This is a genomic window from Mycoplana sp. MJR14, assembly GCF_029210525.1.
In the GTDB taxonomy this organism is placed as follows: domain Bacteria; phylum Pseudomonadota; class Alphaproteobacteria; order Rhizobiales; family Rhizobiaceae; genus Mycoplana.
The window spans coordinates 1-22,993 of sequence record NZ_JARGEO010000004.1 but is presented as its reverse complement, the minus strand read 5'-3'; the positions used below and the strand labels follow the sequence as shown (position 1 = coordinate 22,993).

Annotated in this window: 23 protein-coding genes; 10 read left to right on the top strand and 13 right to left on the bottom strand. The window is 67.2% G+C overall.

Annotated features, from left to right (window positions below; all coding sequences use genetic code 11):
• Window positions 1-86: 86 nt before the first annotated feature.
• Together lysM and P0086_RS10825 are read left to right on the top strand one after the other, a co-directional pair.
• Window positions 87-602 (top strand): peptidoglycan-binding protein LysM, encoded by a 516-nt coding sequence (gene lysM, locus P0086_RS10830; protein ID WP_112610431.1) that lies wholly within the window; start codon window positions 87-89, stop codon window positions 600-602.
• 31 nt (window positions 603-633) lie between these two features.
• Window positions 634-1,251, top strand: coding sequence for an alpha-ketoglutarate-dependent dioxygenase AlkB (locus P0086_RS10825; protein WP_275785336.1), 618 nt, complete (start codon window positions 634-636; stop codon window positions 1,249-1,251).
• Window positions 1,252-1,266: 15 nt separating this feature from the next.
• On the opposite strand, the gene coaA is transcribed toward P0086_RS10825, so the two are convergent.
• Genes coaA through hisB form a run of 7 tightly spaced genes read right to left on the bottom strand, consistent with a single transcriptional unit; the run spans window position 1,267 to window position 5,879 of the window.
• Complete coding sequence (gene coaA / locus P0086_RS10820) at window positions 1,267-2,265, bottom strand: type I pantothenate kinase (protein ID WP_148657099.1); 999 nt, start codon at window positions 2,263-2,265, stop codon at window positions 1,267-1,269.
• Window positions 2,262-2,582 carry a phosphoribosyl-ATP diphosphatase gene (locus P0086_RS10815; protein WP_112610425.1) on the bottom strand — a complete coding sequence of 107 codons (321 nt, stop codon included), beginning with the start codon at window positions 2,580-2,582 and terminating at the stop codon, window positions 2,262-2,264. The genes coaA and P0086_RS10815 overlap by 4 nt, the downstream gene beginning before the upstream one ends.
• 15 nt (window positions 2,583-2,597) lie before the next feature.
• The gene (hisF, locus tag P0086_RS10810) at window positions 2,598-3,374 is read right to left on the bottom strand and encodes an imidazole glycerol phosphate synthase subunit HisF (RefSeq protein ID WP_275785329.1); all 777 of its coding nucleotides are present in this window, start codon (window positions 3,372-3,374) and stop codon (window positions 2,598-2,600) included.
• Entirely contained in the window at window positions 3,371-4,114 is a 744-nt protein-coding gene (hisA, locus tag P0086_RS10805) for a 1-(5-phosphoribosyl)-5-[(5-phosphoribosylamino)methylideneamino]imidazole-4-carboxamide isomerase (protein ID WP_275785326.1), read from the bottom strand. The genes hisF and hisA overlap by 4 nt, the downstream gene beginning before the upstream one ends.
• 21 nt (window positions 4,115-4,135) lie before the next feature.
• Window positions 4,136-4,786 (bottom strand): imidazole glycerol phosphate synthase subunit HisH, encoded by a 651-nt coding sequence (gene hisH / locus P0086_RS10800; RefSeq protein WP_275785323.1) that lies wholly within the window; start codon window positions 4,784-4,786, stop codon window positions 4,136-4,138.
• 3 nt (window positions 4,787-4,789) lie between these two features.
• The gene (locus P0086_RS10795; protein ID WP_162702461.1) at window positions 4,790-5,260 is read right to left on the bottom strand and encodes a DUF2628 domain-containing protein; all 471 of its coding nucleotides are present in this window, start codon (window positions 5,258-5,260) and stop codon (window positions 4,790-4,792) included.
• 25 nt (window positions 5,261-5,285) lie between these two features.
• Entirely contained in the window at window positions 5,286-5,879 is a 594-nt protein-coding gene (gene hisB, locus P0086_RS10790; RefSeq protein WP_275785321.1) for an imidazoleglycerol-phosphate dehydratase HisB, read from the bottom strand.
• Window positions 5,880-6,091: 212 nt separating this feature from the next.
• Between hisB and hslV the strand changes: the two genes are divergently transcribed.
• From hslV to P0086_RS10755, 7 genes are all read left to right on the top strand, one after another.
• Entirely contained in the window at window positions 6,092-6,652 is a 561-nt protein-coding gene (gene hslV / locus P0086_RS10785) for an ATP-dependent protease subunit HslV (protein WP_112596948.1), read from the top strand.
• Window positions 6,639-7,136: a GNAT family N-acetyltransferase gene (locus P0086_RS10780; protein WP_275785319.1), complete on the top strand. Its 498-nt coding sequence runs from the start codon at window positions 6,639-6,641 to the stop codon at window positions 7,134-7,136. The genes hslV and P0086_RS10780 overlap by 14 nt, the downstream gene beginning before the upstream one ends.
• Before the next feature lie 15 nt (window positions 7,137-7,151).
• A complete protein-coding gene (gene hslU, locus P0086_RS10775; protein ID WP_275785316.1) occupies window positions 7,152-8,459 on the top strand; it encodes an ATP-dependent protease ATPase subunit HslU in 1,308 nt (435 codons plus the stop codon).
• A 216-nt stretch (window positions 8,460-8,675) separates the two neighbouring features.
• Window positions 8,676-9,626 (top strand): DUF1402 family protein, encoded by a 951-nt coding sequence (locus P0086_RS10770; RefSeq protein ID WP_275785314.1) that lies wholly within the window; start codon window positions 8,676-8,678, stop codon window positions 9,624-9,626.
• 71 nt (window positions 9,627-9,697) lie between these two features.
• On the top strand, window positions 9,698-11,113 hold the full coding sequence (locus P0086_RS10765) for a cytochrome P450 (protein WP_275785312.1): 1,416 nt from the start codon (window positions 9,698-9,700) through the stop codon (window positions 11,111-11,113).
• A gap of 184 nt (window positions 11,114-11,297) precedes the next feature.
• Entirely contained in the window at window positions 11,298-13,331 is a 2,034-nt protein-coding gene (locus P0086_RS10760) for a hydantoinase/oxoprolinase family protein (protein ID WP_275785310.1), read from the top strand.
• Between the two features lie 98 nt (window positions 13,332-13,429).
• The gene (locus P0086_RS10755; protein WP_275785307.1) at window positions 13,430-15,601 is read left to right on the top strand and encodes a malate synthase G; all 2,172 of its coding nucleotides are present in this window, start codon (window positions 13,430-13,432) and stop codon (window positions 15,599-15,601) included.
• Window positions 15,602-15,674: 73 nt separating this feature from the next.
• Here the strand turns inward: P0086_RS10755 and P0086_RS10750 are convergent, their stop codons facing one another.
• Window positions 15,675-16,343, bottom strand: a complete 669-nt coding sequence (locus tag P0086_RS10750) for a L,D-transpeptidase (RefSeq protein ID WP_112596959.1) — start codon at window positions 16,341-16,343, stop codon at window positions 15,675-15,677.
• Between the two features lie 237 nt (window positions 16,344-16,580).
• Here P0086_RS10750 and P0086_RS10745 point away from each other — a divergent pair, with 237 nt between their 5' ends.
• On the top strand, window positions 16,581-17,102 hold the full coding sequence (locus P0086_RS10745) for an MmcB family DNA repair protein (protein WP_275785303.1): 522 nt from the start codon (window positions 16,581-16,583) through the stop codon (window positions 17,100-17,102).
• A gap of 10 nt (window positions 17,103-17,112) precedes the next feature.
• Here the strand turns inward: P0086_RS10745 and P0086_RS10740 are convergent, their stop codons facing one another.
• The 5 genes from P0086_RS10740 to P0086_RS10720 form a co-directional block, all read right to left on the bottom strand.
• Entirely contained in the window at window positions 17,113-17,700 is a 588-nt protein-coding gene (locus P0086_RS10740) for an ActR/PrrA/RegA family redox response regulator transcription factor (protein ID WP_112596962.1), read from the bottom strand.
• A gap of 71 nt (window positions 17,701-17,771) precedes the next feature.
• Window positions 17,772-19,079 (bottom strand): ActS/PrrB/RegB family redox-sensitive histidine kinase, encoded by a 1,308-nt coding sequence (locus P0086_RS10735; RefSeq protein WP_148651722.1) that lies wholly within the window; start codon window positions 19,077-19,079, stop codon window positions 17,772-17,774.
• 48 nt (window positions 19,080-19,127) lie between these two features.
• The gene (gene hrpB, locus P0086_RS10730) at window positions 19,128-21,626 is read right to left on the bottom strand and encodes an ATP-dependent helicase HrpB (RefSeq protein ID WP_275785300.1); all 2,499 of its coding nucleotides are present in this window, start codon (window positions 21,624-21,626) and stop codon (window positions 19,128-19,130) included.
• Between the two features lie 6 nt (window positions 21,627-21,632).
• Window positions 21,633-22,574 (bottom strand): ornithine cyclodeaminase family protein, encoded by a 942-nt coding sequence (locus P0086_RS10725; protein ID WP_275785298.1) that lies wholly within the window; start codon window positions 22,572-22,574, stop codon window positions 21,633-21,635.
• Window positions 22,575-22,781: 207 nt separating this feature from the next.
• On the bottom strand, window positions 22,782-22,993 hold a 212-nt coding region (locus P0086_RS10720; RefSeq protein ID WP_275785296.1), incomplete at its 5' end, for a hypothetical protein.

Genomic DNA, 22,993 nt, shown 5'->3' with positions numbered 1-22,993 from the left:
CCGGGTTGAAGATGCCCGCCGATGACCTAGCTTTCTTCTGCACGACAGCGGGTCGACCGGGTGCGGGTCCAGGATTGGAGGACGTCATGGGTCTCTTCAGCTTTATCAAGAATGCAGGAAAGAAGCTCGGCATCGGGGGCGACGACGAGCCGCCGCAGGCCGAAGCCGTCAAGAAGGAGCTGGATTCCTTCGGGCTCGGCACGGACAAGGTCGAGGTCTCGGTGGACGGCGACAAGTGCGTGCTGAAGGGCGTGGTGGCCGACCAGAGCATCTTCGAGAAGGCGGTGGTCGCCGTCGGCAATACGCTCGGCATATCCAAGGTCGAGGCAGCGGATCTCAAGATCGTCGCGCCGGAATCCGGCCTGAAGCTCGCCGACGCCGACATGTCGGCGCTGGTGAAGGCGGCGACTCCGGCTAAAGAGCCGGTGTTCCACACGGTGAAGAAGGGCGACAACCTCTGGAAGATTGCCGAGGCCGCCTATGGCAAGGGCAAGGGCCCCAAGCATACGGTGATCTTCGAGGCCAACCGGCCGATGCTGAGCGACCCTGACAAGATCTACCCCGGCCAGGTGCTGCGCATTCCCGATATCGATGGCGCGTGATCCGGCGGCAGGCGGCGGGACCGAAGCGTCGATGACCGGACACGAGCTGATCCCCGGCTTCCGCTACCTGCCCGGCCATTTCGACCGCGCCGCACAGGAGGCTCTCGTCGGCGAGATCCGCGCGGTTGCCGTTGCGGCCCCGCTTTACGTGCCGGTGATGCCGAGGAGCGGCCAGCCGATGTCGGTCCGCATGACCAATTGCGGCGCGCTCGGCTGGGTCACGGACAGGGACGGCGGATACCGCTATCAGGACCGTCACCCCGTCACGGGAAAACTTTGGCCGCCGATCCCGGCGAGCCTGATGCGCCTCTGGGCGGAGGTATCCGGCTATCCGAAGCCGCCGCAGGCCTGCCTCGTCAATTTCTATGACCCAACGGCGAAGATGGGCCTGCACCAGGACCGGGACGAAAGCGACCTCGAAGCACCGGTCGTCTCGGTTTCGCTCGGCGACCAGTGCCTGTTCCGCATCGGCGGCACCGCGCGCAAGGATCCGACCCGCTCGCTACGGCTTTCGAGCGGCGACGTGGTGGTCCTGGGCGGGGAAAGCCGGCTCAGCTTCCACGGCGTCGACCGCATCTATCCCGGCACGTCGACGCTCCTGAGGGGCGGCGGCCGGATCAACCTGACCCTCAGGCGCGTCGATCCCTGACGGTTCCGTGGCCAGTCAGATCTTGCGCAGGCCGACCGTCTCGACCAGGTGGTTCTCGCCCTTCTGCAGGATCAGGTCGGCACGCGGCCGGGTCGGCAGGATGTTCTGGCGCAGGTTTTTCAGGTTGGTGTTCTGCCAGAGCCCTTCGGCGATCGACTTTGCTTCGTCCTCGCTCACCTGCGAATAGCGGTTGAAGTAGGAATCCGGGTTGCGGAACGCGGTCTCGCGCAGCCGCATGAAGCGCTCGACATACCAGCTGTGGATCAGCGCCTCGTCAGCGTCGATATAGATGGAGAAGTCGAAGAAGTCGGAGACCATCGGCACCACCTTGCCGTCCGCCGGCAGGCTGCGCGACTGCAGCACGTTGATGCCCTCGAAAATCAGGATGTCCGGCCGGTGGATCACCTGGAACTGGTCGGGCAGGACGTCGTAGGTCAGGTGCGAATAGGTCGGCGCCTTGACATTGGGCTGGCCCGCCTTGATCGCCGACAGGAAGCGCAGCAACGCGCCCATGTCGTAGCTTTCGGGGAAGCCCTTGCGGTCCATCATGTTCTCGCGCTTCAGCACCGCGTTCGGATGCAGGAAGCCGTCGGTGGTCACGAGATCGACCTTCGGGCTCGACGGCCAGCGCGACAAGAGCTCGGCGAGGATGCGGGCGGTGGTCGACTTGCCGACCGCCACCGAGCCGGCAATGCCGATCACGAAGGGCGTCTTCGATTCGTCCGAAAGGCTCAGGAACCGCTTGCGCTGCTGGAACAGCAATTGCGAGGATTCCACATGCGCCGAAAGCAGCCTGGACAAGGAAAGGTAGATGCGGCGCACCTCGTCGAGATCGATCGGGTCGTTCAGCGAACGCAGCCGTTGCACCTCGTCGGCCGACAGCGTCAGCGGCGTGTCGGCGCGAAACTGCGACCACTCGTCCGCCGAGAAGAACCGGTAGGGCGAATAGTGGTGGTTGCCGTAGTCGTCGGGGATGTCGGCCCGGTTCTTGCCATGGGGAGGCTGCGAGATCATGTCGGCCGACCCGCCTTCTCGGCGATCCCGGACTGGCCGGTCCGCCGTTCCAGTTCCTGCATGACGTCGGCAAGACCGACGCCGCCGATCCTCAGCACCACCATCAGATGGTAGAGCAGGTCGGCGCTTTCGCTGACCAGCGAAGCGCGATCGTTTTCGATCGCGGCGATCACCGTCTCGACGGCTTCCTCGCCGAGCTTCTTGGCAGCCTTCGGCTGGCCGGCGGCGACGAGTTTCGCCGTCCAGGATTCCTCCGGCGAGGCTGCCGCCCGTATCGCGACGATCCGCTCCAGATCGGCAAGAGTGAATGCGCTCATCCGATGTCCCCCTCCTCAGTCGAGCCGCATGGCGATGCCGTGGTCGGCCATGTAGCGCTTGGCCTCGCCCACCGTATAGGTGCCGAAGTGGAAGATCGAGGCGGCGAGCACCGCGGTCGCATGGCCGTCGCGGATTCCCTCCACGAGGTGGTCGAGGGTGCCGACGCCGCCCGAAGCGATCACCGGCACCGGCACCCGGTCGGCGATCGTGCGCGTCAGCGCGATGTCGTAGCCGCCCTTCTGGCCGTCGCGGTCCATGGAGGTCAAAAGCAGTTCGCCCGCCCCGCGCTCCACCATCTTCTCGGCAAAGGCCACCGCATCGATGCCGGTCGCCTGCCGCCCGCCATGGGTGAAGATCTCCCAGCGGTCCACCTCGCCGTCCTTGGAGACCTTCTTGGAATCGATGGAGACGACGATGCACTGGTTGCCGAACTTGTCGGCGGCCGCAGCGACGAAGTCGGGATCCTTCACCGCCGCCGAGTTGATCGAGACCTTGTCGGCGCCGGCCAGCAGCAGCTTGCGGATGTCGGCGAGGCTGCGCACGCCGCCGCCGACCGTCAGCGGCATGAAGCAGTGCTCGGCCGTGCGCGCGACGACGTCGAAGATCGTGTCGCGGTTGTCGGAGGAGGCGGTGATGTCGAGAAAGCACAGCTCGTCGGCACCGGCTGCGTCATAGGCCTTGGCCGATTCCACCGGATCGCCGGCATCGATTAGGTTGACGAAGCTGACGCCCTTCACGACGCGGCCGTCCTTGACGTCCAGGCAGGGGATCACGCGGGCTTTCAGGCTCATGCCTTGCCTCCTTTCGCCGCGCGGATCAGCGCTAGCGCCTCCTGCGGATCGATCCGGCCATCATAGAGCGCGCGGCCGGAGATCGCACCCTCGAGTTTGGCGGCGTCGGGTTCGAGCATCCGGCGGATATCGTCCATCGAGGCGAGGCCGCCCGAGGCGATGACGGGGATCGACACCGCGCCCGCGAGCTCGAGCGTGGAAGCCCAGTTGATGCCGGCCAGGATGCCGTCGCGGTCGATGTCGGTGTAGATGATCGCCGCCACCCCGGCGCCCTCGAATTTCTTCGCAAGCTCGATCACGCCGAGCTGGGACGCCTCGGCCCAGCCCTCCACCGCGACCTTGCCGCCCTTGGCGTCGATGCCGACGGCGACCCGGCCGGGGAAGCGCCGGCAGGCCTCGATCACCAGCGCCGGGTCGCGCACGGCGACCGTGCCGAGGATGACGCGGGCCAGGCCGCGCGACAGCCAGTTCTCGATATGCTCCAGCGTGCGGATGCCGCCGCCGAGCTGCACCGGGTTTTTGGTCGCCTTCAGGATGGCGTCGACCGCGGCCCCGTTGACCGTCTCGCCGGCAAAGGCGCCGTTGAGGTCGACCACATGCAGCCATTCGAAGCCCTGCGCCTCGAAGGCGGCCGCCTGAGCGGCGGGATCGGGGTTGTAGACCGTCGCCTGGTCCATGTCGCCGAGCTTGAGGCGCACGCACTGGCCGTCCTTGAGGTCGATGGCGGGAAAGAGGATCATCTGTCAGTCGTCCGTGGCTCTTCAGGGCTTCCAGCGCAGGAAGTTGGTGATCAGGGCGAGGCCGAGCGCCTGGCTCTTTTCCGGGTGGAACTGCGCGCCCGCCTTGTTGTCGCGGGCGACGAAGGCGGTCATCGGCCCGCCATAGTCGACGGTCGCGATCACGTCGTCCGGGTTCTCCGCCTTCAGGTGGTAGGAGTGGACGAAATAGGCGTGCAGGCCGCCGTCGCCGGTGGCAATCCCGGAAAACAGCGGGTGTTCGGAGCGCAGCGTGAGCGTGTTCCAGCCGATCTGCGGGATCTTCAGTGCCGGATCGTCGGGCTCCATCAGCGCGACGTCGCCGGAAATCCAGCCGAGCCCCTCGGTAACGGTCTTTTCCAGCCCGCGCGAGGACATTAGCTGCATGCCGACGCAGATGCCGAGGAAGGGCCGGGCGGCGAGCCCGACGGCCTCCCGCAGCGCATCGGCCATGCCGTCGACGGCGTCCAGTCCGCGGCGGCAGTCGGCATAGGCGCCGACCCCGGGCAGGACGATGCGATCGGCCGAGGCGACGCGCTCCGGACGGTCAGTGAGGTCGATCTCGGCTGCGATGCCGGCCTCGCGGGCCGCGCGCTCGAAGGCCTTGGTGGCGGAGCGCAGGTTGCCCGAGCCGTAGTCGATGATGGCCACGCGCATGTGTCAGTCTCCGTCATAGCCGAGAAGGCCGAGCGCCGGCGGGCGGGTGGCCTTGGTCGAGGTGTCGGACGCGGGCAGGGCCGCCGCCGTCGTCTTGTCCGGTGTTTCCTGCGCGCCGTAGTAGATCATCTCCGCTGTCTCCAGGTCCGGCGCGGTCACGACGGAGCGCAGCGTCCAGTCGCCCGCCTCGCGGGCACGCACGAGCGCCTGCGGTCCCTCGAGCGCCGTCAGGATGGAGATCGCGAGCGACAGCACCCAGCCGGCAACGCCGAGCTGCGGCGAGGCCGACAGCGCCGAGGCGGCGAACTGCGCGACAAGGGCGAGGACGCCCCAGAACCACAGCCGGTGGACCAGGAGCCAGATCGCCGGAAAGAAGAAGGCAGTCCAGCGGAAGCCGTCGCGGATGAAGGCCGCCTTCTCGGCCGCGGCCGGTTCGCCGGGCGGTGTCAGGATCAGGTAGCTCGCGGTGGTCAACGGGATTGTCCTGCCGGTCTGCCGGTCAGGCCAGCGACCCCTTCGTCGAGGGGATGCGGCCTTGCTGGCGGGGATCGATTTCGGTTGCCGTGCGCAGCACCCGGGCGACGGATTTGAAGCAGGTCTCGGCGATATGATGGTTGTTGGCGCCGTAGATGTTCTGGATGTGCAGGGTGATGCCGGCGTTCTGCGCCAGCGCCTGGAAGAACTCCCGCACGAGCTCGGTATCGAAGGTGCCGATCTTCGGCGCTGAGAAGGCGACGTTCCAGACGAGGAACGGCCGGCCGGAAAGGTCGACCGCAGCCCGCGTCATCGTCTCGTCCATGGCGAGGTCGAGCGAGGCGTAGCGGGTGATGCCGCGCCGGTCGCCGAGCGCCTTGGCGATCGCCTGGCCGATCGCGATCCCCGTGTCCTCGACCGCATGATGATCGTCGACATGCAGGTCGCCCTTGGTCTCGATCTCCATGTCGATCAGGGAATGGCGCGACAGCTGGTCCAGCATGTGGTCGAAGAAGCCGATGCCGGTCGAGATCTTCGACGTGCCCGTGCCGTCGATGTCGACCGTCACCGAAACGGCCGTCTCGTTGGTCTTGCGGGAGATGCTGGCTTTGCGGCTCATGGACTTTGCGTATCCTGGATCGACGACGACTTTCCTGGCCGTCCCATATCAGGCGGAAGGGCAAAAGGCCAGCATTCCGAGATCGCCCCGAAATCACCCCGGCCGTCGATTTGCAATCGCCGTTTCACCGCCTACATAGGTGTCGAGAAAGCTGGCCCATTTCGGGCGGCGCGCATCCGGCTTCGGCGGGTGCGAGATCTTCAGGTGTATCTATGAGTGAACACGATCCCTATGGAACGATGCACGCCACCACGATCATCACGGTCCGCAAGGACGGCAAGGTGGTCATGGCCGGCGATGGCCAGGTGAGCCTGGGCCAGACGGTGATGAAGGGCAATGCGCGCAAGGTGCGCCGGCTCGGCAAGGGCGATGTGATCGCCGGTTTCGCGGGTGCTACGGCGGACGCCTTCACCCTGCTCGAACGGCTCGAGGAAAAGCTCGAGCAGTATCCCGACCAGCTGATGCGCGCGGCCGTCGAACTCGCCAAGGACTGGCGCACCAACAAGTACCTGCGCAACCTCGAAGCGATGATGCTGGTGGCCGACAAGAACATCACGCTGGCGATCACCGGCAACGGCGACGTGCTCGAGCCGGAACACGGCACGCTGGCGATCGGCTCCGGCGGCAACTACGCCTTTGCGGCCGCGCGCGCGCTGATGGACACGGACCGGTCGGCCGAGGAGATCGCCCGCCGCGCCATGCAGATCGCGGGCGACATCTGCGTCTATACCAACCACAACGTCGTTGTGGAGACGCTGGATGCCGAGCGGTAGCCGCTACCGATTCCGGCCGGCGACGGCGGCGGATCTTCCGCTGCTGGCAGGCTGGCTGGAGGAGCCGCATGTGCGGCGCTGGTGGGGCGATCCGGCCGAGGCGCTGGCGGAGATCGAACAGGCGATGGCAAGCAGGGATACCTCCCCGATGATCGTCGAGATGGACGGACGGCCGATCGGCTACCTCCAGTCCTACGACCCGCATCTGGAGGCGGATCATCCCTACCGCGACCAGCCCGTCGGCACGGTCGGGATCGACATCTCGATCGGCATTCCCGAACTGGTCGGGAAGGGCCATGGCAGTGCCATCCTGCGGCAATTCGCAGGCGAACTCTTCGCCCGCGGTGCCGTCCGTATCGTCATCGACCCGTCGCCGGACAATGCGCCGGCCATCCGCGCCTACGAGAAGGCGGGCTTCCGCCACCTGGACACACGCACTTCCATCTATGGTCCCGCCCACTTCATGGCGATGGACCCACTTTAGGAAAACGGAATAGCCATGAGCAACTTTTCCCCCCGAGAAATCGTCTCCGAACTCGACCGCTACATCATCGGCCAGAAGGACGCCAAGCGCGCGGTGGCGATCGCCCTGCGCAACCGCTGGCGCCGCCAGCAGCTCGGCGACGACCTGCGCGACGAGGTCATGCCGAAGAACATCCTGATGATCGGCCCGACCGGCGTCGGCAAGACGGAGATATCCCGCCGCCTCGCCAAGCTTGCCGGCGCGCCCTTCGTCAAGGTCGAGGCGACCAAGTTCACCGAGGTCGGCTATGTCGGCCGCGACGTTGAGCAGATCGTGCGCGACCTGGTCGAGGTCGGCATTGCGCTGGTGCGCGAGAAGAAGCGTGCCGAGGTCGTCGCCAAGGCGCACATGAACGCCGAGGAACGCGTGCTCGACGCGCTGGTCGGCGCCACAGCGTCGCCGGCCACGCGGGACTCGTTCCGCAAGAAACTGCGCAACAACGAGCTGGACGACAAGGAGATCGAGATCGACGTCGCCGATACCGGCTCGGGCATGCCCGGCTTCGAGATCCCCGGCATGCCGGGCGCCAATGTCGGCGTGCTGAACCTGTCCGAGATGTTCGGCAAGGCGTTGGGCAGCCGCACGAAGAAGGTCAAGACCACGGTCAAGGACTCCTACAAGCTGCTGATCGACGACGAGTCCGACAAGCTGATCGACAACGAACAGATCCAGCGCGAGGCGATCCGGTCCGCCGAGAACGACGGCATCGTCTTCCTCGACGAGATCGACAAGATCGCCACCCGCGAGGGCGGCATCGGCGCCGGCGTCTCGCGCGAGGGCGTGCAGCGCGACCTCCTGCCGCTGGTCGAGGGCACGACGGTTGCGACCAAGTACGGGCCGGTCAAGACCGACCACATCCTCTTCATCGCTTCGGGCGCCTTCCACGTCTCCAAGCCGTCGGACCTGCTGCCCGAGCTTCAGGGCCGCCTGCCGATCCGCGTCGAGCTGCGGGCGCTGACGAAGGAGGATTTCCGTCGCATCCTCACCGAGACGGAAGCGAGCCTCATCCGCCAGTACAAGGCGCTGATGGAGACGGAGCAGGTGTCGCTCGAGTTCACCGAAGACGCGATCGACGCGCTGGCCGACGTCGCCGTCCAGCTGAACTCCAATGTCGAGAACATCGGCGCCCGTCGCCTGCAGACGGTGATGGAGCGGGTGCTCGACGAGATCTCCTTCGAGGCGCCCGACAAGGCCGGAAACCAGGTGACGATCGATGCCGCCTACGTGCGCGAGCATGTCGGGGCGCTGGCGTCCAACACCGACCTGTCGCGCTACATCCTCTGACGGGGCGCGCCTTCGGCCCCGCGCCGCAGGTGTCGCGATTTTGATCGCCCTCTTCTCGACACGTGCCGCGCTTCGATCTAGAACCGCGGCGCGTTTTCGCATTCCGGCACGGCATCATTCCGACACGATTGGGCTGCATGGGGTGCCGCGGAAATCGCTTCGCGCTGGGCGACCCTCGGGGCACACATCAATTCCGACCTTCGGAGATACCGCATCGTGCGACATCTGCTGACAATGCTTGCCATTGCCGCCACCCTGCTTGCGGGCGGCACCGCGGCCACGCGCGCCATGGACGTCGTGCCGCCGGGCAATCGCCATGTGGAACAGCCGTCGGTGCCGGGCGCCTCCGTCCGCCGCACGAAGGCCGGAAAGACGAGTTTCGACGCGAAGTACGAGAAGGTGCGCGACCTGCTCGCGACCGACCGCGATCTGACCGGGAAGCTCAAGTCCATTGCCGCGCAGTATGGCATCGCGCCGATCCACATGGTCGGCGCCATCGTCGGCGAGCACACCTACAATGTCGACGCCTACGACCGGCTGCAGAGCTACTACATCAAGGCTGCGTCCTATGCCGGCGACAGCTTTCGCTTCGCCTATGAGGGCGAACGCGTCGACGAATTCGTCGACCGGCCGGAATTCTCCGCCTGCAACGGCAAGAAGGGCTCCTATGCCCTCTGGTCCTGCCGGGAGGCCGTGTGGGACCAGACGTTCAGGGGGCGGTCCGTCGGTGGCGTCTCCTATCCGAACAATCGCTTCAGCGCGGTCTTCTTCCAGCCCTTCTACGCCGGCCAGACCTTCGGCCTCGGGCAGATCAATCCGCTGACGGCCCTGATGCTGACCGACACGGTCGCGCGCGTCTCCGGCTACGAGCGGCTGGACGAGAACGATGCGGCCGGGGTCTACAAGGCGATCATGGACCCGGACATTTCGCTGGCCTACATGGCCGCGTCGCTGCGTCATTCCATCGATGCCTACAAGAAGATCGCAGGCGTCGATATCTCCGGCAACCCGGGTATTACGGCGACGCTCTACAACGTCGGAAATCCCGACGCGCGCGCCGCCGACTTTGCCCGCCGCCGGGCGGACGGCACGGCGCAATGGCCGGAAGAGAACTATTATGGCTGGCTGGTCAACGACAAGCTGGCGGAACTTCAGGCGCTGCTTTAAACTTTCTTCCTCGCCGCCCCGGTGGTCGGTGCGCGCAGGCCCGCGCGCCGCAAGATGCGCGAGGATTTTCCATGGACATGCGTCCCGAGCCGTTCGAGCCGCCGGCGCCGCAACCGCGGACGGTGCCGCCGTCGCGGCTTCAGATCATCCGCACGATCCTGCGCAATCCCCTCGAATTGTGGGGCGAGCCTTCCTACACGCTGCCCTGGATCGAAACGCGCTTCTTGCGCGAGCACACGCTGATCGTCAACGACCCGGGGCTGATCCGCCACGTGCTCGTCGACAATGCTCAGAACTACCGGATGGCCGACGTGCGCCAGCTCGTCCTGCGGCCGATCCTGCGCGACGGGTTGCTGACGGCCGAGGGAGCGGTCTGGAAACGCTCCCGCAAGGCCGTGGCCCCGATCTTCACCCCGCGCCATGCCAAGGGGTTCGCCGGCCAGATGCTCGGTCAATCCGAGCTCTATGCGGGCAAATACGAGACCGGCACCGATGGCGGCGCCGTCTTCGACATCGCCAACGACATGACGGAGCTGACATTCGCGATCCTCGCCGAAACCCTCTTTTCCGGCGAGATCGTCTCGTCGTCCGGCAATTTCGCCGACGACGTCAATGCCCTGCTCCATCGCATGGGGCGCGTCGACCCGTTCGACCTCCTGAAGGCGCCCGGCTGGGTGCCGCGGCTGACCCGCATCGGCGGCCAGAAGGTCCTGGACAAGTTCCGCGCCATCGTCCGCAACACCATGGACCAGCGGCTGGCGCGGATGCGGGCCGAGCCGGACGCTGTTCCGCGGGATTTCCTGACGCTGCTTCTCGAGCAGGCCGGGCCGGACGGCCTGACGAATGAGGAGATCGAGGACAACATCCTCACCTTCATCGGCGCCGGCCATGAGACGACCGCCCGCGCGCTCGCCTGGACGCTCTATTGCGTTGCCAACACCCCCCATGCCCGCGCGGCGATGGAGGCGGAGATCGACGGCGTTCTCGCCACCGGTGCCGATCCGGTCGAGTGGCTGGATCGGATGCCCTGGACCCGCGCGGCGTTCGAGGAGGGGCTCCGGCTCTATCCTCCGGCCCCTTCGATCAACCGGGCGGCGATCGCCGCGGATCGCTGGACCAGCCCGTCCGGCGAGATCGTCGAGATCCCGCAGGGGATCACCGTGCTGATCATGCCCTGGACGCTGCACCGCCACGCGCTCTATTGGGACCGCCCCCGCGCCTTCATTCCCGAGCGCTTCCTGCCGGAGAACCGCGACCGGATCGATCGTTTCCAGTTCCTGCCGTTCGGTGCCGGCCCGCGCGTCTGCATCGGCGCCACCTTCGCCCTGCAGGAGGCGGTGATCGCGCTGGCGGTGCTGATGCACCGTTTCCGTTTCGAGATGACCGCCGAGACACGGCCCTGGCCGGTGCAGCGCTTGACCACGCAGCCGGCCAACGGCTTGCCGATGCGGGTGACGCCGCGTTCGGGCGGTGCGCGTCCCGGCTGACAGTTGCGGCCGCCCGTTGCTGGCCGACCGGGGCAACCCGTCTGTCCCGCCGTCCGTTTTCCGATGGCTCGTCAGGCCCGGTCGCAAAATCGATACCGGTGCGCACTCTTTTGCGCTAGATGCTGGGAACGATCGACCATCTGCCGGGCCTGTCCCGCGAAGTGCTGCTAGCCGGAAGGATCACGTGGCGGACCATCTGTTACTCGGTATAGACACCGGCGGGACCTATACGGATGCCGTTCTCTTCAGCGAGGAGAACGGCGTCCTGGCCAAGGCCAAGGCGCTGACGACGCGCCATGATCTCGCCGTCGGCATTTCCGGCGCGGTCGAGGCCGTGCTGGAGCAGGCGAAGGCGCCGGTCTCGGCCATCAGTCTCGTGTCGCTCTCGACGACGCTCGCAACCAACGCCCTTGTGGAGGGGCAGGGCGGCCGCGCCGGTCTCGTCATGATCGGCTTCGGGCCCGACGACCTGAAGCGCGACGGCCTCGTCGAGGCGCTCGGCAACGATCCCGTCATTTTCCTGCCCGGCGGGCACAACGTCCATGGTCACGAGACGCCGCTCGACATGGCGGCGCTGGATGCCGCGCTGCCGGAGCTGGCCAGGAACGTTTCCTCTTTCGCCGTCGCCGGCTATTTCGCCGTCCGCAATCCGGCGCACGAACAGCGGGTCCGCGATCGCATCCGCGAGATCTCCCACCTGCCGGTCACCTGCAGCCACGAGCTCTCCTCCAAGCTCGGCGGACCACGCCGGGCGTTGACGACCTTGTTGAACGCCAGGCTGGTCTCGATGATCGACCGGCTGATCGGCGCCTGCGAGGGCTATCTCAGGGAGCGGGGAATCGACGTGCCGATGATGGTCGTGCGCGGCGACGGAGCGCTGATTTCCGCCGCCGAGGCGCGGCTCCGGCCGATCGAGACGATCCTGTCGGGGCCGGCCGCCAGCCTCGTCGGCGCGCGTCACCTGACCGGGCTGGACGATGCCGTCGTCTCCGACATCGGCGGCACCACCACCGACGTTGCGGTCCTGGATCAGGGCCGGCCCCGCCTGGACGCTGAGGGCGCGGTCGTCGGCGGTTACCGGACGATGGTCGAGGCGGTCGCCATGCGGACCTACGGGCTCGGCGGCGATTCGGAGGTGCGCATCAACGATCGCGGCCTTGTGGCGCGGCTGGACCTCGGCCCCCGGCGCCTGCTGCCGCTGAGCCTGGCGGCGACGCTCCATGGGGATGTGATCCCTGTGGCGCTGGAGCGCCAGTTGCGGGCGCAGCACGGCGGGCGCCATGACGGCCGTTTCGCCGTCCGCACCGGCGTGCCCGGCTATCTGGCAAGCGGGCTTCAACCCCAGGAGGCCGCACTCTACGAGCGGATCGGTGACGTGCCGGTCCCGCTCGACCAGCTTCTGGCGAGCACGCTGCAGAAGGCGACGCTCGATCGCCTCGTCGGCCGCGGGCTTGTGCATATCAGCGCGATCACGCCCTCCGACGCGATGCATGTGCTCGGCCGGCAGGGACAGTGGGACCGCGAGGCAGCACGGCTCGGACTGGCGCTCGCCGCGCGCGCCCGGGACGGCGCCGGCCGGCCGATCGCCTCGTCGGCCGAAGAGCTGGCGCAGATGATCCTCGCGCGGCTGACGCGGCAGTCCTGCGACGTCATCATGGCCGCCTGCCTGGCCGAAGACGGCGCCGGCGTCATCGATCCGGCCGAATCGCTTCCCGTCGATCGCGCGCTGCGCCGGACGGAGGGCATCGTGCAGTTCCGCGTCAGCCTCGACCGGCCGCTGGTCGGCCTCGGCGCTTCGGCGCCGGTCTATTATCCGGCGATCGCCGGGATGCTGGACACCCGTTCCGCCATCCCCGAGCACGCCGATGTGGCAAACGCGATCGGGGCCGTCGTCGGACAGGTGCGCGCCAGCGTCACCGTCTTCGTGACCACCCCGGAGGAGGGCGTCTTCATCGTCGCCGGCGCCGGCGAGAGCGTGCGGCTGGTCGACGAGGAAGCGGCGTTCTCGCTCGCCCGCGAACGGGCGATCGGGGCGGCCCTTCACACGGCCCATCTGAGCGGTGCCGACGAGCCGGCCGTCACCCTCTCGGAGGTTGTCGACGCGCCGGAGATCGAGGGCAGGCGCAAGCTCGTGGAGGCCCGCTTCATCGCAACCGCAACCGGTCGGCCGAGGATTGCGGGTGATCAGGGATCTCCGATTTTATCCATTCAGGAATAAATTCTTTGAACTATTGCTGAATTGACTATGAATGAAAGCTGGCGAAAGTGGCAGCATCCGCGGATCCCGAGATCCGCCCTGCATATCCGGAGCGTCAGATGAGCTACAGCGAGAAACACGGCCTTTCCTTCGACAGCGAACTTTTGGAATTCCTGGAGAAGGAAGCACTGCCGGGCACGGGCATCGATCCGGCCGGCTACTTCGCCGCCTTCTCGGCCCTGGTCGCCGATCTGGCCCCTGAAAACCGCACCCTGCTCGAAAAGCGCGATGCGATGCAGGAACGGATCGACGCCTGGCACAAGGCCAATGGCGCGCCGTTAAATATCGCAGCCTACGAGGCCTTCCTCCGCCAGATCGGCTACATCGTTCCGGAAGGCACCGACTTCACCGTAACCACCGCCGATGTCGACCCGGAGGTCTCGACGGTGGCCGGGCCGCAGCTCGTCGTGCCGGTCATGAACGCCCGTTATGCGCTGAACGCGGCAAATGCCCGCTGGGGTTCGCTCTACGACGCGCTCTACGGCACCGATGCGATTGCGGAAGACGACGGTGCGGGCCGCGGCGGCGACTACAATCCGAAGCGCGGCGAAAAAGTCATCGCCTGGGCGCGCGCCTTCCTCGACGACAGCGTGCCGCTCGCCGGCGCACGCTGGAGCGACGCCCGCGCCTTCGCCGTCAGGGATGGCGTGCTGCGCGTTTCCGTCTCCGACGGCGAGGTCGTCGGGCTGGCGTCGCCGGAGAAATTCGCAGGCTATCTCGGCGACGCCGCAGCGCCGGGCAAGATCCTGCTGCGCAACAACGGCCTCCACATCGAGATCGTCGTCGACGCCTCGACGCCGATCGGCCGGGCCGATCCGGCCCAGATCTCCGATGTCCGGCTGGAGGCGGCGCTGACGACGATCATGGACTGCGAGGACTCCGTCGCAGCCGTCGATGCCGCCGACAAGGTGGTCGTCTATCGCAACTGGCTCGGCCTGATGAAAGGCGACCTTTCGGAAGAGGTCGCAAAGGCCGGCAGGACGATCACCCGCACGCTCAATCCGGATCTCGACTACAAGCGGCCGGACGGTTCGACGTTCGCGCTGGTCGCCCGCTCGCTGATGCTGGTTCGCAACGTCGGCCACCTGATGACCAATCCGGCGATCCTCGACGGTGAAGGTCGCGAGGTTCCGGAAGGCATCATGGATGCCATGGTGACGGCCCTGATCGCGCTGCATGACGTCGGTCGCAATGGCCGCCGCAAGAACTCGCGCGCCGGCTCGATCTATATCGTCAAGCCGAAGATGCACGGGCCGGAAGAGGTCGCCTTCGCCGTGAAGCTCTTCGGCCGCGTCGAGGAGGCGCTCGACCTGGCACCGAACACCATCAAGATGGGGATCATGGACGAGGAGCGGCGGACCACCGTCAACCTCAAGGAGGCGATCCGCGCCGCGAAGGACCGGGTCTTCTTCATCAATACCGGCTTCCTCGACCGCACCGGCGACGAGATCCACACCTCGATGGAAGCGGGCCCGATGATCCGCAAGGGCGACATGAAGCAGTCCACCTGGATCGGCGCCTACGAGAACGCCAATGTCGACATCGGCCTGGAATGCGGCCTGCCGGGGCACGCTCAGATCGGCAAGGGCATGTGGGCGATGCCTGACATGATGGCGGCGATGCTGGAACAGAAGATCGGCCAGCCCAAGGCGGGCGCCAACACCGCCTGGGTGCCGTCGCCGACGGCGGCGACGCTGCATGCCACCCACTATCACAAGGTCAACGTCGCCTCGGTTCAGGCCGCTTTGGAAGCGCGCCCCCGCGCCAAGCTCTCCGATATCCTGTCCGTGCCGGTCGCCGCCCGTCCGAACTGGACGCCGGAGGAGATCCAGCGCGAACTCGACAACAATGCGCAGGGAATCCTCGGCTATGTCGTGCGCTGGATCGACCAAGGCGTCGGCTGCTCGAAGGTGCCGGACATCAACGATATCGGCCTGATGGAAGACCGTGCCACCTTGCGCATTTCCGCCCAGCACATGGCCAACTGGCTGCATCACGGCGTCGTCACCGAGGCGCAGGTCATGGAGACGATGCGGCGCATGGCGGTGGTCGTCGACGGGCAGAACGCGGGCGATCCGGCCTACACGCCGATGGCACAGGATTTCGACGGCTCGATCGCCTTCCAGGCCGCCTGCGAGCTGGTGCTGAAGGGCCGCGAGCAGCCGAACGGCTATACCGAGCCGGTGCTGCATCGCCGTCGCCGCGAGCTCAAGGCGGCCCGCGGTCTCTGAGGAACGGAAACGGATACGAAAAAGCCGCCGGGATGACCGGCGGCTTTTTGCATTCCCGTGATGTTTCCAGTCTTTACTGCTGGACGACGACACGTGCGCCCTTGCCCGGGCGGACACGCGCGTAGAGGTCGATGATGTCCTGGTTCATCAGGCGGATGCAGCCCGAGGAGGCCGCGGTGCCGATGGAGTTCCATTCCGGCGTGCCGTGCAGGCGGAACAGCGTGTCCTGGCCCTTGTTGTTGAAGAGATAGAGCGCGCGCGCGCCGAGCGGGTTCGTCAGGCCGGGCTGCATGCCCTCCTTGACGTACTTGGCGATCTCCGGGCGGCGGACAGCCATTTCCTCCGGCGGATGCCACATCGGCCATTCCTGCTTCCAGGCGATATAGGCTTCGCCTTCCCATGCGAATCCCTGCTTGCCGACGCCGATGCCGTAGCGCACCGCCTTGCCGCCGGGCAGCACGAAGTAGAGGAAGCGGGTCGGCGTGTTGACCACGATCGTGCCCGGCTTCTCGCTGGTCTTATAATCGACGATCTGTCGGTGATACTTCTGGTCCACGCGCTGGATCGGGATGGCCGGCAGCGCATAGCCATGGTCTTCGACCGGGCCGTATCCGGAGGTGAAGATTTCGTTGGTCGCAACCTTCTCGCCGATGATCGGCGCGGATGAGGATACGGACGAGCACCCGGCAAGCGTCACGGACGCTGCAAGGCCACAAAGGAGCAGGGCAGTGCGGAAGCGCATCTAAGTCTCTTCAATTCGGGGGTGTGGCGTTGCGGAGTTCCCGCACGTCTGACAATCAAGGTTTATTTGTGATTCAGGAATTATTGCAAGTGCGCGGCCCGGTCTCGGCGGTTGTGCAGAAGCACAAAAGCGAGCGGATGGCTTTTTTGCAACATTCCCGTGACGTCAGGCGGTTGCGGCATTCTCCGCCGCGTTCTGCTAGTATGCCGCGACCCTATTCGCCGAAGGCTTCGAGAGATGACGCTTGTATCGCTTCACAAGGACAACCCGCTCATCGACGGACGCCAGTCCGAGCGCGCCATGATGGTGCGCCGCGGCGTTCAGCGCCTCTTCGCCGATCTGAGCCACGCGGTCCTGGCGGAGATGACGCTTGCCAGCGGCCGGCGGGCCGACCTCATCAGCCTCGCCCCCAAGGGCGAAATCTGGATCGTCGAGATCAAGACCTCGATCGAGGATTTTCGCGTCGACAAGAAATGGCCCGACTACCGGGCGCATTGCGACCGGCTCTTCTTCGCCACCCATCGCGGCGTGCCGCTCGACATCTTCCCCGAGGACTGCGGGCTGATCGTTTCCGATGGCTACGGCGCGCACATCCTGCGCGAGGCACCGGAACACAGGCTTGCCCCGCCCACGCGGAAATCGGTCACCTTCGCCTTCGCCCGCATCGCGGCGAACCGGCTGCTGCAGGCCGAGCTTCTGACCGACAAGGCTGGCGAGGACACGGAGATGGCCGCGATCGTCGGTGGCGACCGCGACTGACCGCTCCCGCCTACTTCGGGGCCCGCTTGGCGAGGATGCGCTGGAGCGTGCGGCGGTGCATGTTCAACCGGCGCGCCGTCTCCGACACGTTGCGGTCGCACATCTCGTAGACCCGCTGGATGTGTTCCCAGCGCACCCGGTCGGCCGACATCGGATTTTCCGGCAGTTCCGCCTTCTCGCCCGGCTTCTGCGTCAGCGCCGCGAAGATCTCGTCCGCATCGGCCGGCTTGGCCAGATAGTCGACCGCGCCGAGCTTGACCGCATTCACCGCCGTTGCGATGTTGCCGTAGCCGGTCAGCATGATGATCCGCGTGTCGTCGCGGCGCTGGCGGATGGCGGCGATGACGTCGAGACCGCTGCCGTCGCCGAGCCTGAGATCGACCACCGCGTATTTCGGCGGCGTGCCCTTGGCCTTGGCGATGCCCTCGGCGACGGACTCGGCCGTCTCGACGCTGAAGCCGCGCGTTTCCATGGCGCGCGCCAGGCGCCGCAGGAAGGGGCCGTCGTCATCGACGATGAGGAGCGAGGGGTCGGCGCCGATATAGTCGGAGTCCTCTGAGACCGGCGCCGGCGTGAAAGTATCGATCTTGTCTGCCATCTTCGCAGTTCCGCGCTGATTTTGTTGGTTTTCCGTCGTTTCTTATGACGGGTTCGGTCCGAAGGGTAAAGTCATTTCGCCAGCTTGACGTCCATGCGGTTGCGCGGCCAATCGACTTCGACCCGGGCGCCGGGGATGCCGTCCTGCCGGTTGCCGAAGCTGAGCCTGGCGCCGGAGCGCTCGAGCAGCGTCTTGGCGATGAAGAGGCCGAGCCCCAAACCGCCGGCCCGCTCGTCGCGCTGTCGCTTGGTGACATAGGGTTCGCCGATCCGAAGCAGGATGTCCGGGGCATAGCCCTCGCCGTCGTCCTCGATCACCAGCGTGACCCGGTCCGGCGTGTGGCGTGCGGTCACGACCACTTCCGCGCGCGCATGGTCGACCGCATTCTCCAGAAGATTGCCGAGCCCGTAGAGAATGCCCGCATTGCGGTGGCCGACGGGCTCCCCGGCGCGGCCGCCTTCCTCGACGAGCTTCAGCCGGATGCCGAATTCCCGGTGCGGCGCCATCACCTCCTCCAGCAGCGACGACAGCGGCAGGTGGCGCATGTGTTCCTCGTCGTCCGCCGACAGCGTGGTCAGCCGCCGCAAAATGTCGCGGCACCGCTCGCTCTGGCTGCGCAGCAGGTGCACATCCTCGCCGAAGCGCGCGTCGTCGCCGAGCTCGCGCTCCATCTCCTTCGCCACCACGCTGATCGTCGCCAGCGGCGTGCCGAGCTCGTGGGCGGCGGCCGCGGCCAGCCCGTCCAGCTGCGACAGGTGCTTCTCGCGCTGGAGCACCAGCTCGGTGGCTGCCAGCGCGTCGGAAAGCTCGGCCGCTTCCAGCGAAACGCGGTAGGAGTAGAAGGCGGCAAACGCGGTCGTGGAGGTGATGGCGACCCAGAACCCGGCCGTCAGGATCGGCGGCACGAGCAGGACGGTTCCCGGAAACCACGGCAGGGGAAACGGCGTGAAGGCGAGCGCCGTGATCCCGGCGGCGGCCAGGACGCCGAGCGCTAGGCTGTGCCGGATTGGCTGGGCCGAGGACGAGATGATGACGGGAACGCAGACGAGCGGCGCGAAGGGGTTCGCCAGTCCCCCGGTCATGAAGAGCAGTGCCGTCAGCTGCGACAGGTCGAAGGCGAGCAGCGCCAGCGCCGAGCCCGGCACCAGCCGGTGCGCCGGTGAATAGCGTGCGGTCAGGTAGAAGTTGACCGCGGCCAGCAGGGCGATCAGCACCGAGCACTCGAGCAGCGGCAGCGGGAAGCCCAGCCAGAACGCGACGACGATCACGGTGACGGACTGACCAGCGACAGCCAGCCACCTTAGCCGGATAAGAGTTTCGAGCCTCATGCGCTGGCGCTGGTTGTCGTCGAAGCTGTCGTTGTAGATCGACATCGTCATCCCTGCTTTCCTTCCGATCCTTCCGGCGGGCCCGAACGGATCGCGGCATCATGTACCACGCGGCTTGGCCCGTGTCGTCGGCATTGCGGCGGCGGGATCTTCCGGCCAGGGGTGGCGCGGGTAGCGTCCGCGCATCTCCGCCCGCACGTCCTTCCACGAGCCGGCCCAGAAACCGGGAAGGTCGCGCGTCGTCTGGATCGGCCGATGCGCCGGCGACAGCAGTTCCAGCAGCAGCGGCAGGCGCCCGCCCGCGACGGCGGGATGCTGGCTGAGGCCGAACAGCTCCTGCACGCGGATCGGCAGCGTCGGCTCGCTGCCGTCGTAGCGGATCGGATGCCGCTGCCCCGTCGGCGCCTCGAAATGGGTGGGCGCGAGCCGTTCGAGATCGCGCTGGACCGCATGCGGCACGAGCGCCATGAGCCCGTCCGAAAGGCTCGCCGGCGTGACGTCGTCGAGGCCGCGCGTCTGCTCCTGGAAGGGCGTGAACCATTCGTCGAGCCGCGCAAGCAGCGCCTCGTCGCTGGTGTCGGGCCAGGGTTCGCCGAGGCTCCGGTGCAGGAAACCGATCCGCTCGCGCAACTGTCCGCCGGCCTTGGAGAAGGCAAGCGCCTGAAGCCCGAGCTGGCGAACCCCGTCGGCGAGCGCGCCGGCGGCTGCCGGCCCCGTGGGCCTTGGCAGCGGCGTCTCCTCGAACACGATGGCACCGAGCCGCGTCACCTTTCGCGCCCGAACCGCGCGGCTTGCGAGGTCGAACACGCACTGCTCCTCGCGAACGAAGCTGTCGGTCATCTCGGCCTCGACCTCCGCGCGGCTGACCGGGGCTGCGGCGAGGATCCTTTGCCGCCCGGCCTGACCCGTCAGGTCGGCGATCACCAGCATCGCGCTTGCCGAGAGCGCTTCGGTTTCGGCAAGCTCCGCGCCGCGGCCGTTGGCCATGACGTAGCGTCCCCGCGCCCCGCGCTGCAGCGCGATCCGGTCCGGAAAGGCCCGCATCAGCAGGGCGCCCGGGTGGGTGGGAACCGCGGCGCCCTTCGCGCCGGTCGCCTCGGCGATGCGGGCCGCGAGCCGCCGCGAGGCTTCGGCGCGGTCGCCACGTTCGGTCTTGAACCGACGCAGGCGCTCCTCGAGATCGAGCGAAGGCCCGCCGAGGCCCTGTTCGGTCAGCAGCACCGCCAGGAGCGCCGCTTCCGCCGCCATCCCCTCGCCGGCCGCGTGGATGACCATGGCGGCCAGCCGCGGCGGCAGGGCGAGGCTCCGCATCTTCCGGCCGACCGCCGTCAGGCCGCCGCCGGCATCGATGGCCCCCAGGAGTCGTAGCAGATTGCGCGCCTCGGCGAGGCTTGCCGGCGGCGGCTGGTCGATCAGCCTGAGGCTCGCAGGATCGGTCACCCCCCATTGCGCGAGCTCCAGCACGAAACCGGAGAGGTCGCTCGCAAGGATCTGCGGCGGCGTGAAGGCGGCAAGGGCTGCCGTCTGTCCGGCATGCCACAGGCGGATGGCGATCCCGGGCTCTGTACGGCCGGCGCGGCCCGCCCGCTGGTCGGCCGAAGCGCGCGAGACGCGCACCGTCTCCAGCCGCGTGATCCCGGTGGAGGCCTCGAAGACCGGCAGGCGCTGCAGGCCGCTGTCGATGACCACCCGCACCCCGTCGATGGTGATCGATGTCTCGGCGATCGAGGTCGCAAGCACGATCTTCCGCATCCCGTTCGCCGGCGGCCGGATGGCGGCGTCCTGCTCACCTTGCGTCAGGTTGCCATAGAGCGGCACCAGCATCGTCCGGTCGTCAAATCGGCCCTCCAGCCGCTCCATCGTCCGGCGGATTTCCGCCTGTCCCGGCAGGAATGCCAGGATCGAACCGGCCTCGGTCGCGTGCGCGTCCCGGATGGCGCGCGCCATCGTGTCCTCGATCCGCTCGCCCGCCGGACGGTCGCTGTGCCGGATCTCGATCGGAAAGCTGCGGCCGGCGCTCTCGATCACCGTCGCATCGTCCATCAGCCGCGCCACCCGGTCGGTGTCGAGCGTCGCCGACATGACAAGGATGCGCAGGTCCTCCCGCAGCGCCGATTGCGCGTCGAGTGCGAGCGCCAGGCCGAGATCGGCGTCGAGCGAGCGCTCGTGGAATTCGTCGAAGAGAACGGCGGCAACACCGGAAAGCTCCGGGTCGTCGATGATCATCCGGGCGAAGACGCCCTCGGTCACCACCTCGATGCGGGTGCGTCGGGAGATGCGGCTCTCGAGTCGCATCCGGTAGCCGACGGTGTCGCCGACTCGCTCGCCGAGAAGCGCCGCCATCCGCCCCGCGGCAGCCCGTGCCGCCAGCCGGCGCGGCTCGAGCAGGATGATGCGCCCGTCGCCGCGCCAGGGGGCTTCGAGCAGGTACAGCGGCACCAGCGTCGTCTTGCCGGCGCCGGGCGGGGCCGCGAGCACCGCCCGGGTGCCGGCGTCCAGCGCCTGCGACAGCGCCGGCAGCACGTCGGAGACAGGCAGGCGCGGCAGGGTGGCGGCGCTGTGCGCCTCCTGATGCTCCGGCTGGATTTCGTTCGGCACGGACGGTCAGTCCCTGTGGTTGCGGTAGGCGAGGATGGCGCCTGCCAGGTCCTCGAGCGCGGCACCCACCGACTTGAACAGCGTGATCTCGTCGGGGAAGCGTCGGCCCGCGTGCCGATCGCTCACCAGTTCGGCGAGATCGGCCCTGATCGCGCCCGCGTCGATCAGCCCGGCCCGGATCGGCTGGACGAGATCGCCGCCCTCGCTGAGCGCACCCTCGCGGGTGTCGACGAACAGGCTGGCGCGCGTCACCGCCTCGTCGTCGGTCTCCCGCATCGAAGGCTTGAAGGCGCCGATGAGATCCAGGTGCGTCCCCGGCGTGAGCCATGCCCCCCGCACGAGCGGCGCCTCGGACAGGGTGCAGCAGGAGATGATGTCGGCTGTGCGGGCCGCCTGCTCGAGGTCGGTGACGGCGCGGGCATTGAACCCTGCCGCGCGCGCCTCATGGGCGGCAGCCTCCGATTTCGCCGCGTCCCGTCCCCAGATCGCGATCTCCTCGATCGGCCGGACGGTGGAATGGGCGGCGACGAGGTTCTGCGACAGCCGGCCGGCACCCACGACCAGAAGACGTTTCGCATCCGGCCGCGCGAGGTGGCGGGCGGCGAGCGCCGATGCGGCGGCCGTGCGCCGCGCCGTGAGCTCGCCGCCGTCGATGATCGCGAGCGCCTCGCCGGTCTTGCCGGAGGACAATAGGTAGCTGCCGTAGATGGCGGGAAGGCCGCGGCGCGTATTGCCCGGAAACACCGAGACGAGCTTGACGCCGATATAGGCGCCGGGTTGCCAGGCGGGCATCAGGAGCAGCGTCGCGCCCTCCTCGCCCGGCACCGCGACGTCGTGATGATGACGGACCGGCATGACGCAGTCGCCGGAAAACATCGCGGCAAGCGCCTCGATGAGGTCGGCAAAGGGCAGGGCGTCGCGGGTCTGTTGTTCTGAAAGGACGAGCATGGTGGTTTCCTCTGATCGGTGGAATGTCCATAGCGCGCGCAAGGGGGCTGCGAAAGCATCTTCGGTCCGCAGGGGCGAGGTACGGCATGGGCTTTCTTGTCCGCCACACGCCCAAGATGAAGTTTTTGCGACATAGGGCCCTTCGCCAACCTGCGGTGGTGAAAGGGAGGCCCTAGGCCGGGTATGATTTGAAATAGAGACGCAAAATCATAGGCTTGTAAAAAAATCGCCCTTTTCGAAGATCGCCTGTTGACTTGGTTCGTTGGTGGCCGTAGAAACCGCTTCACCAACGAGGGCGGCGGCGCTGCTGGCGACCGACGAACTCGCTCTGAGGTTTCCGAAGGATGCGGAGTGCTTGATCCGGTGTTGAGCTGGATGTGGCGTTGTGCTTTCGGGCTTTGGTTGAGACGGCTTTGTTT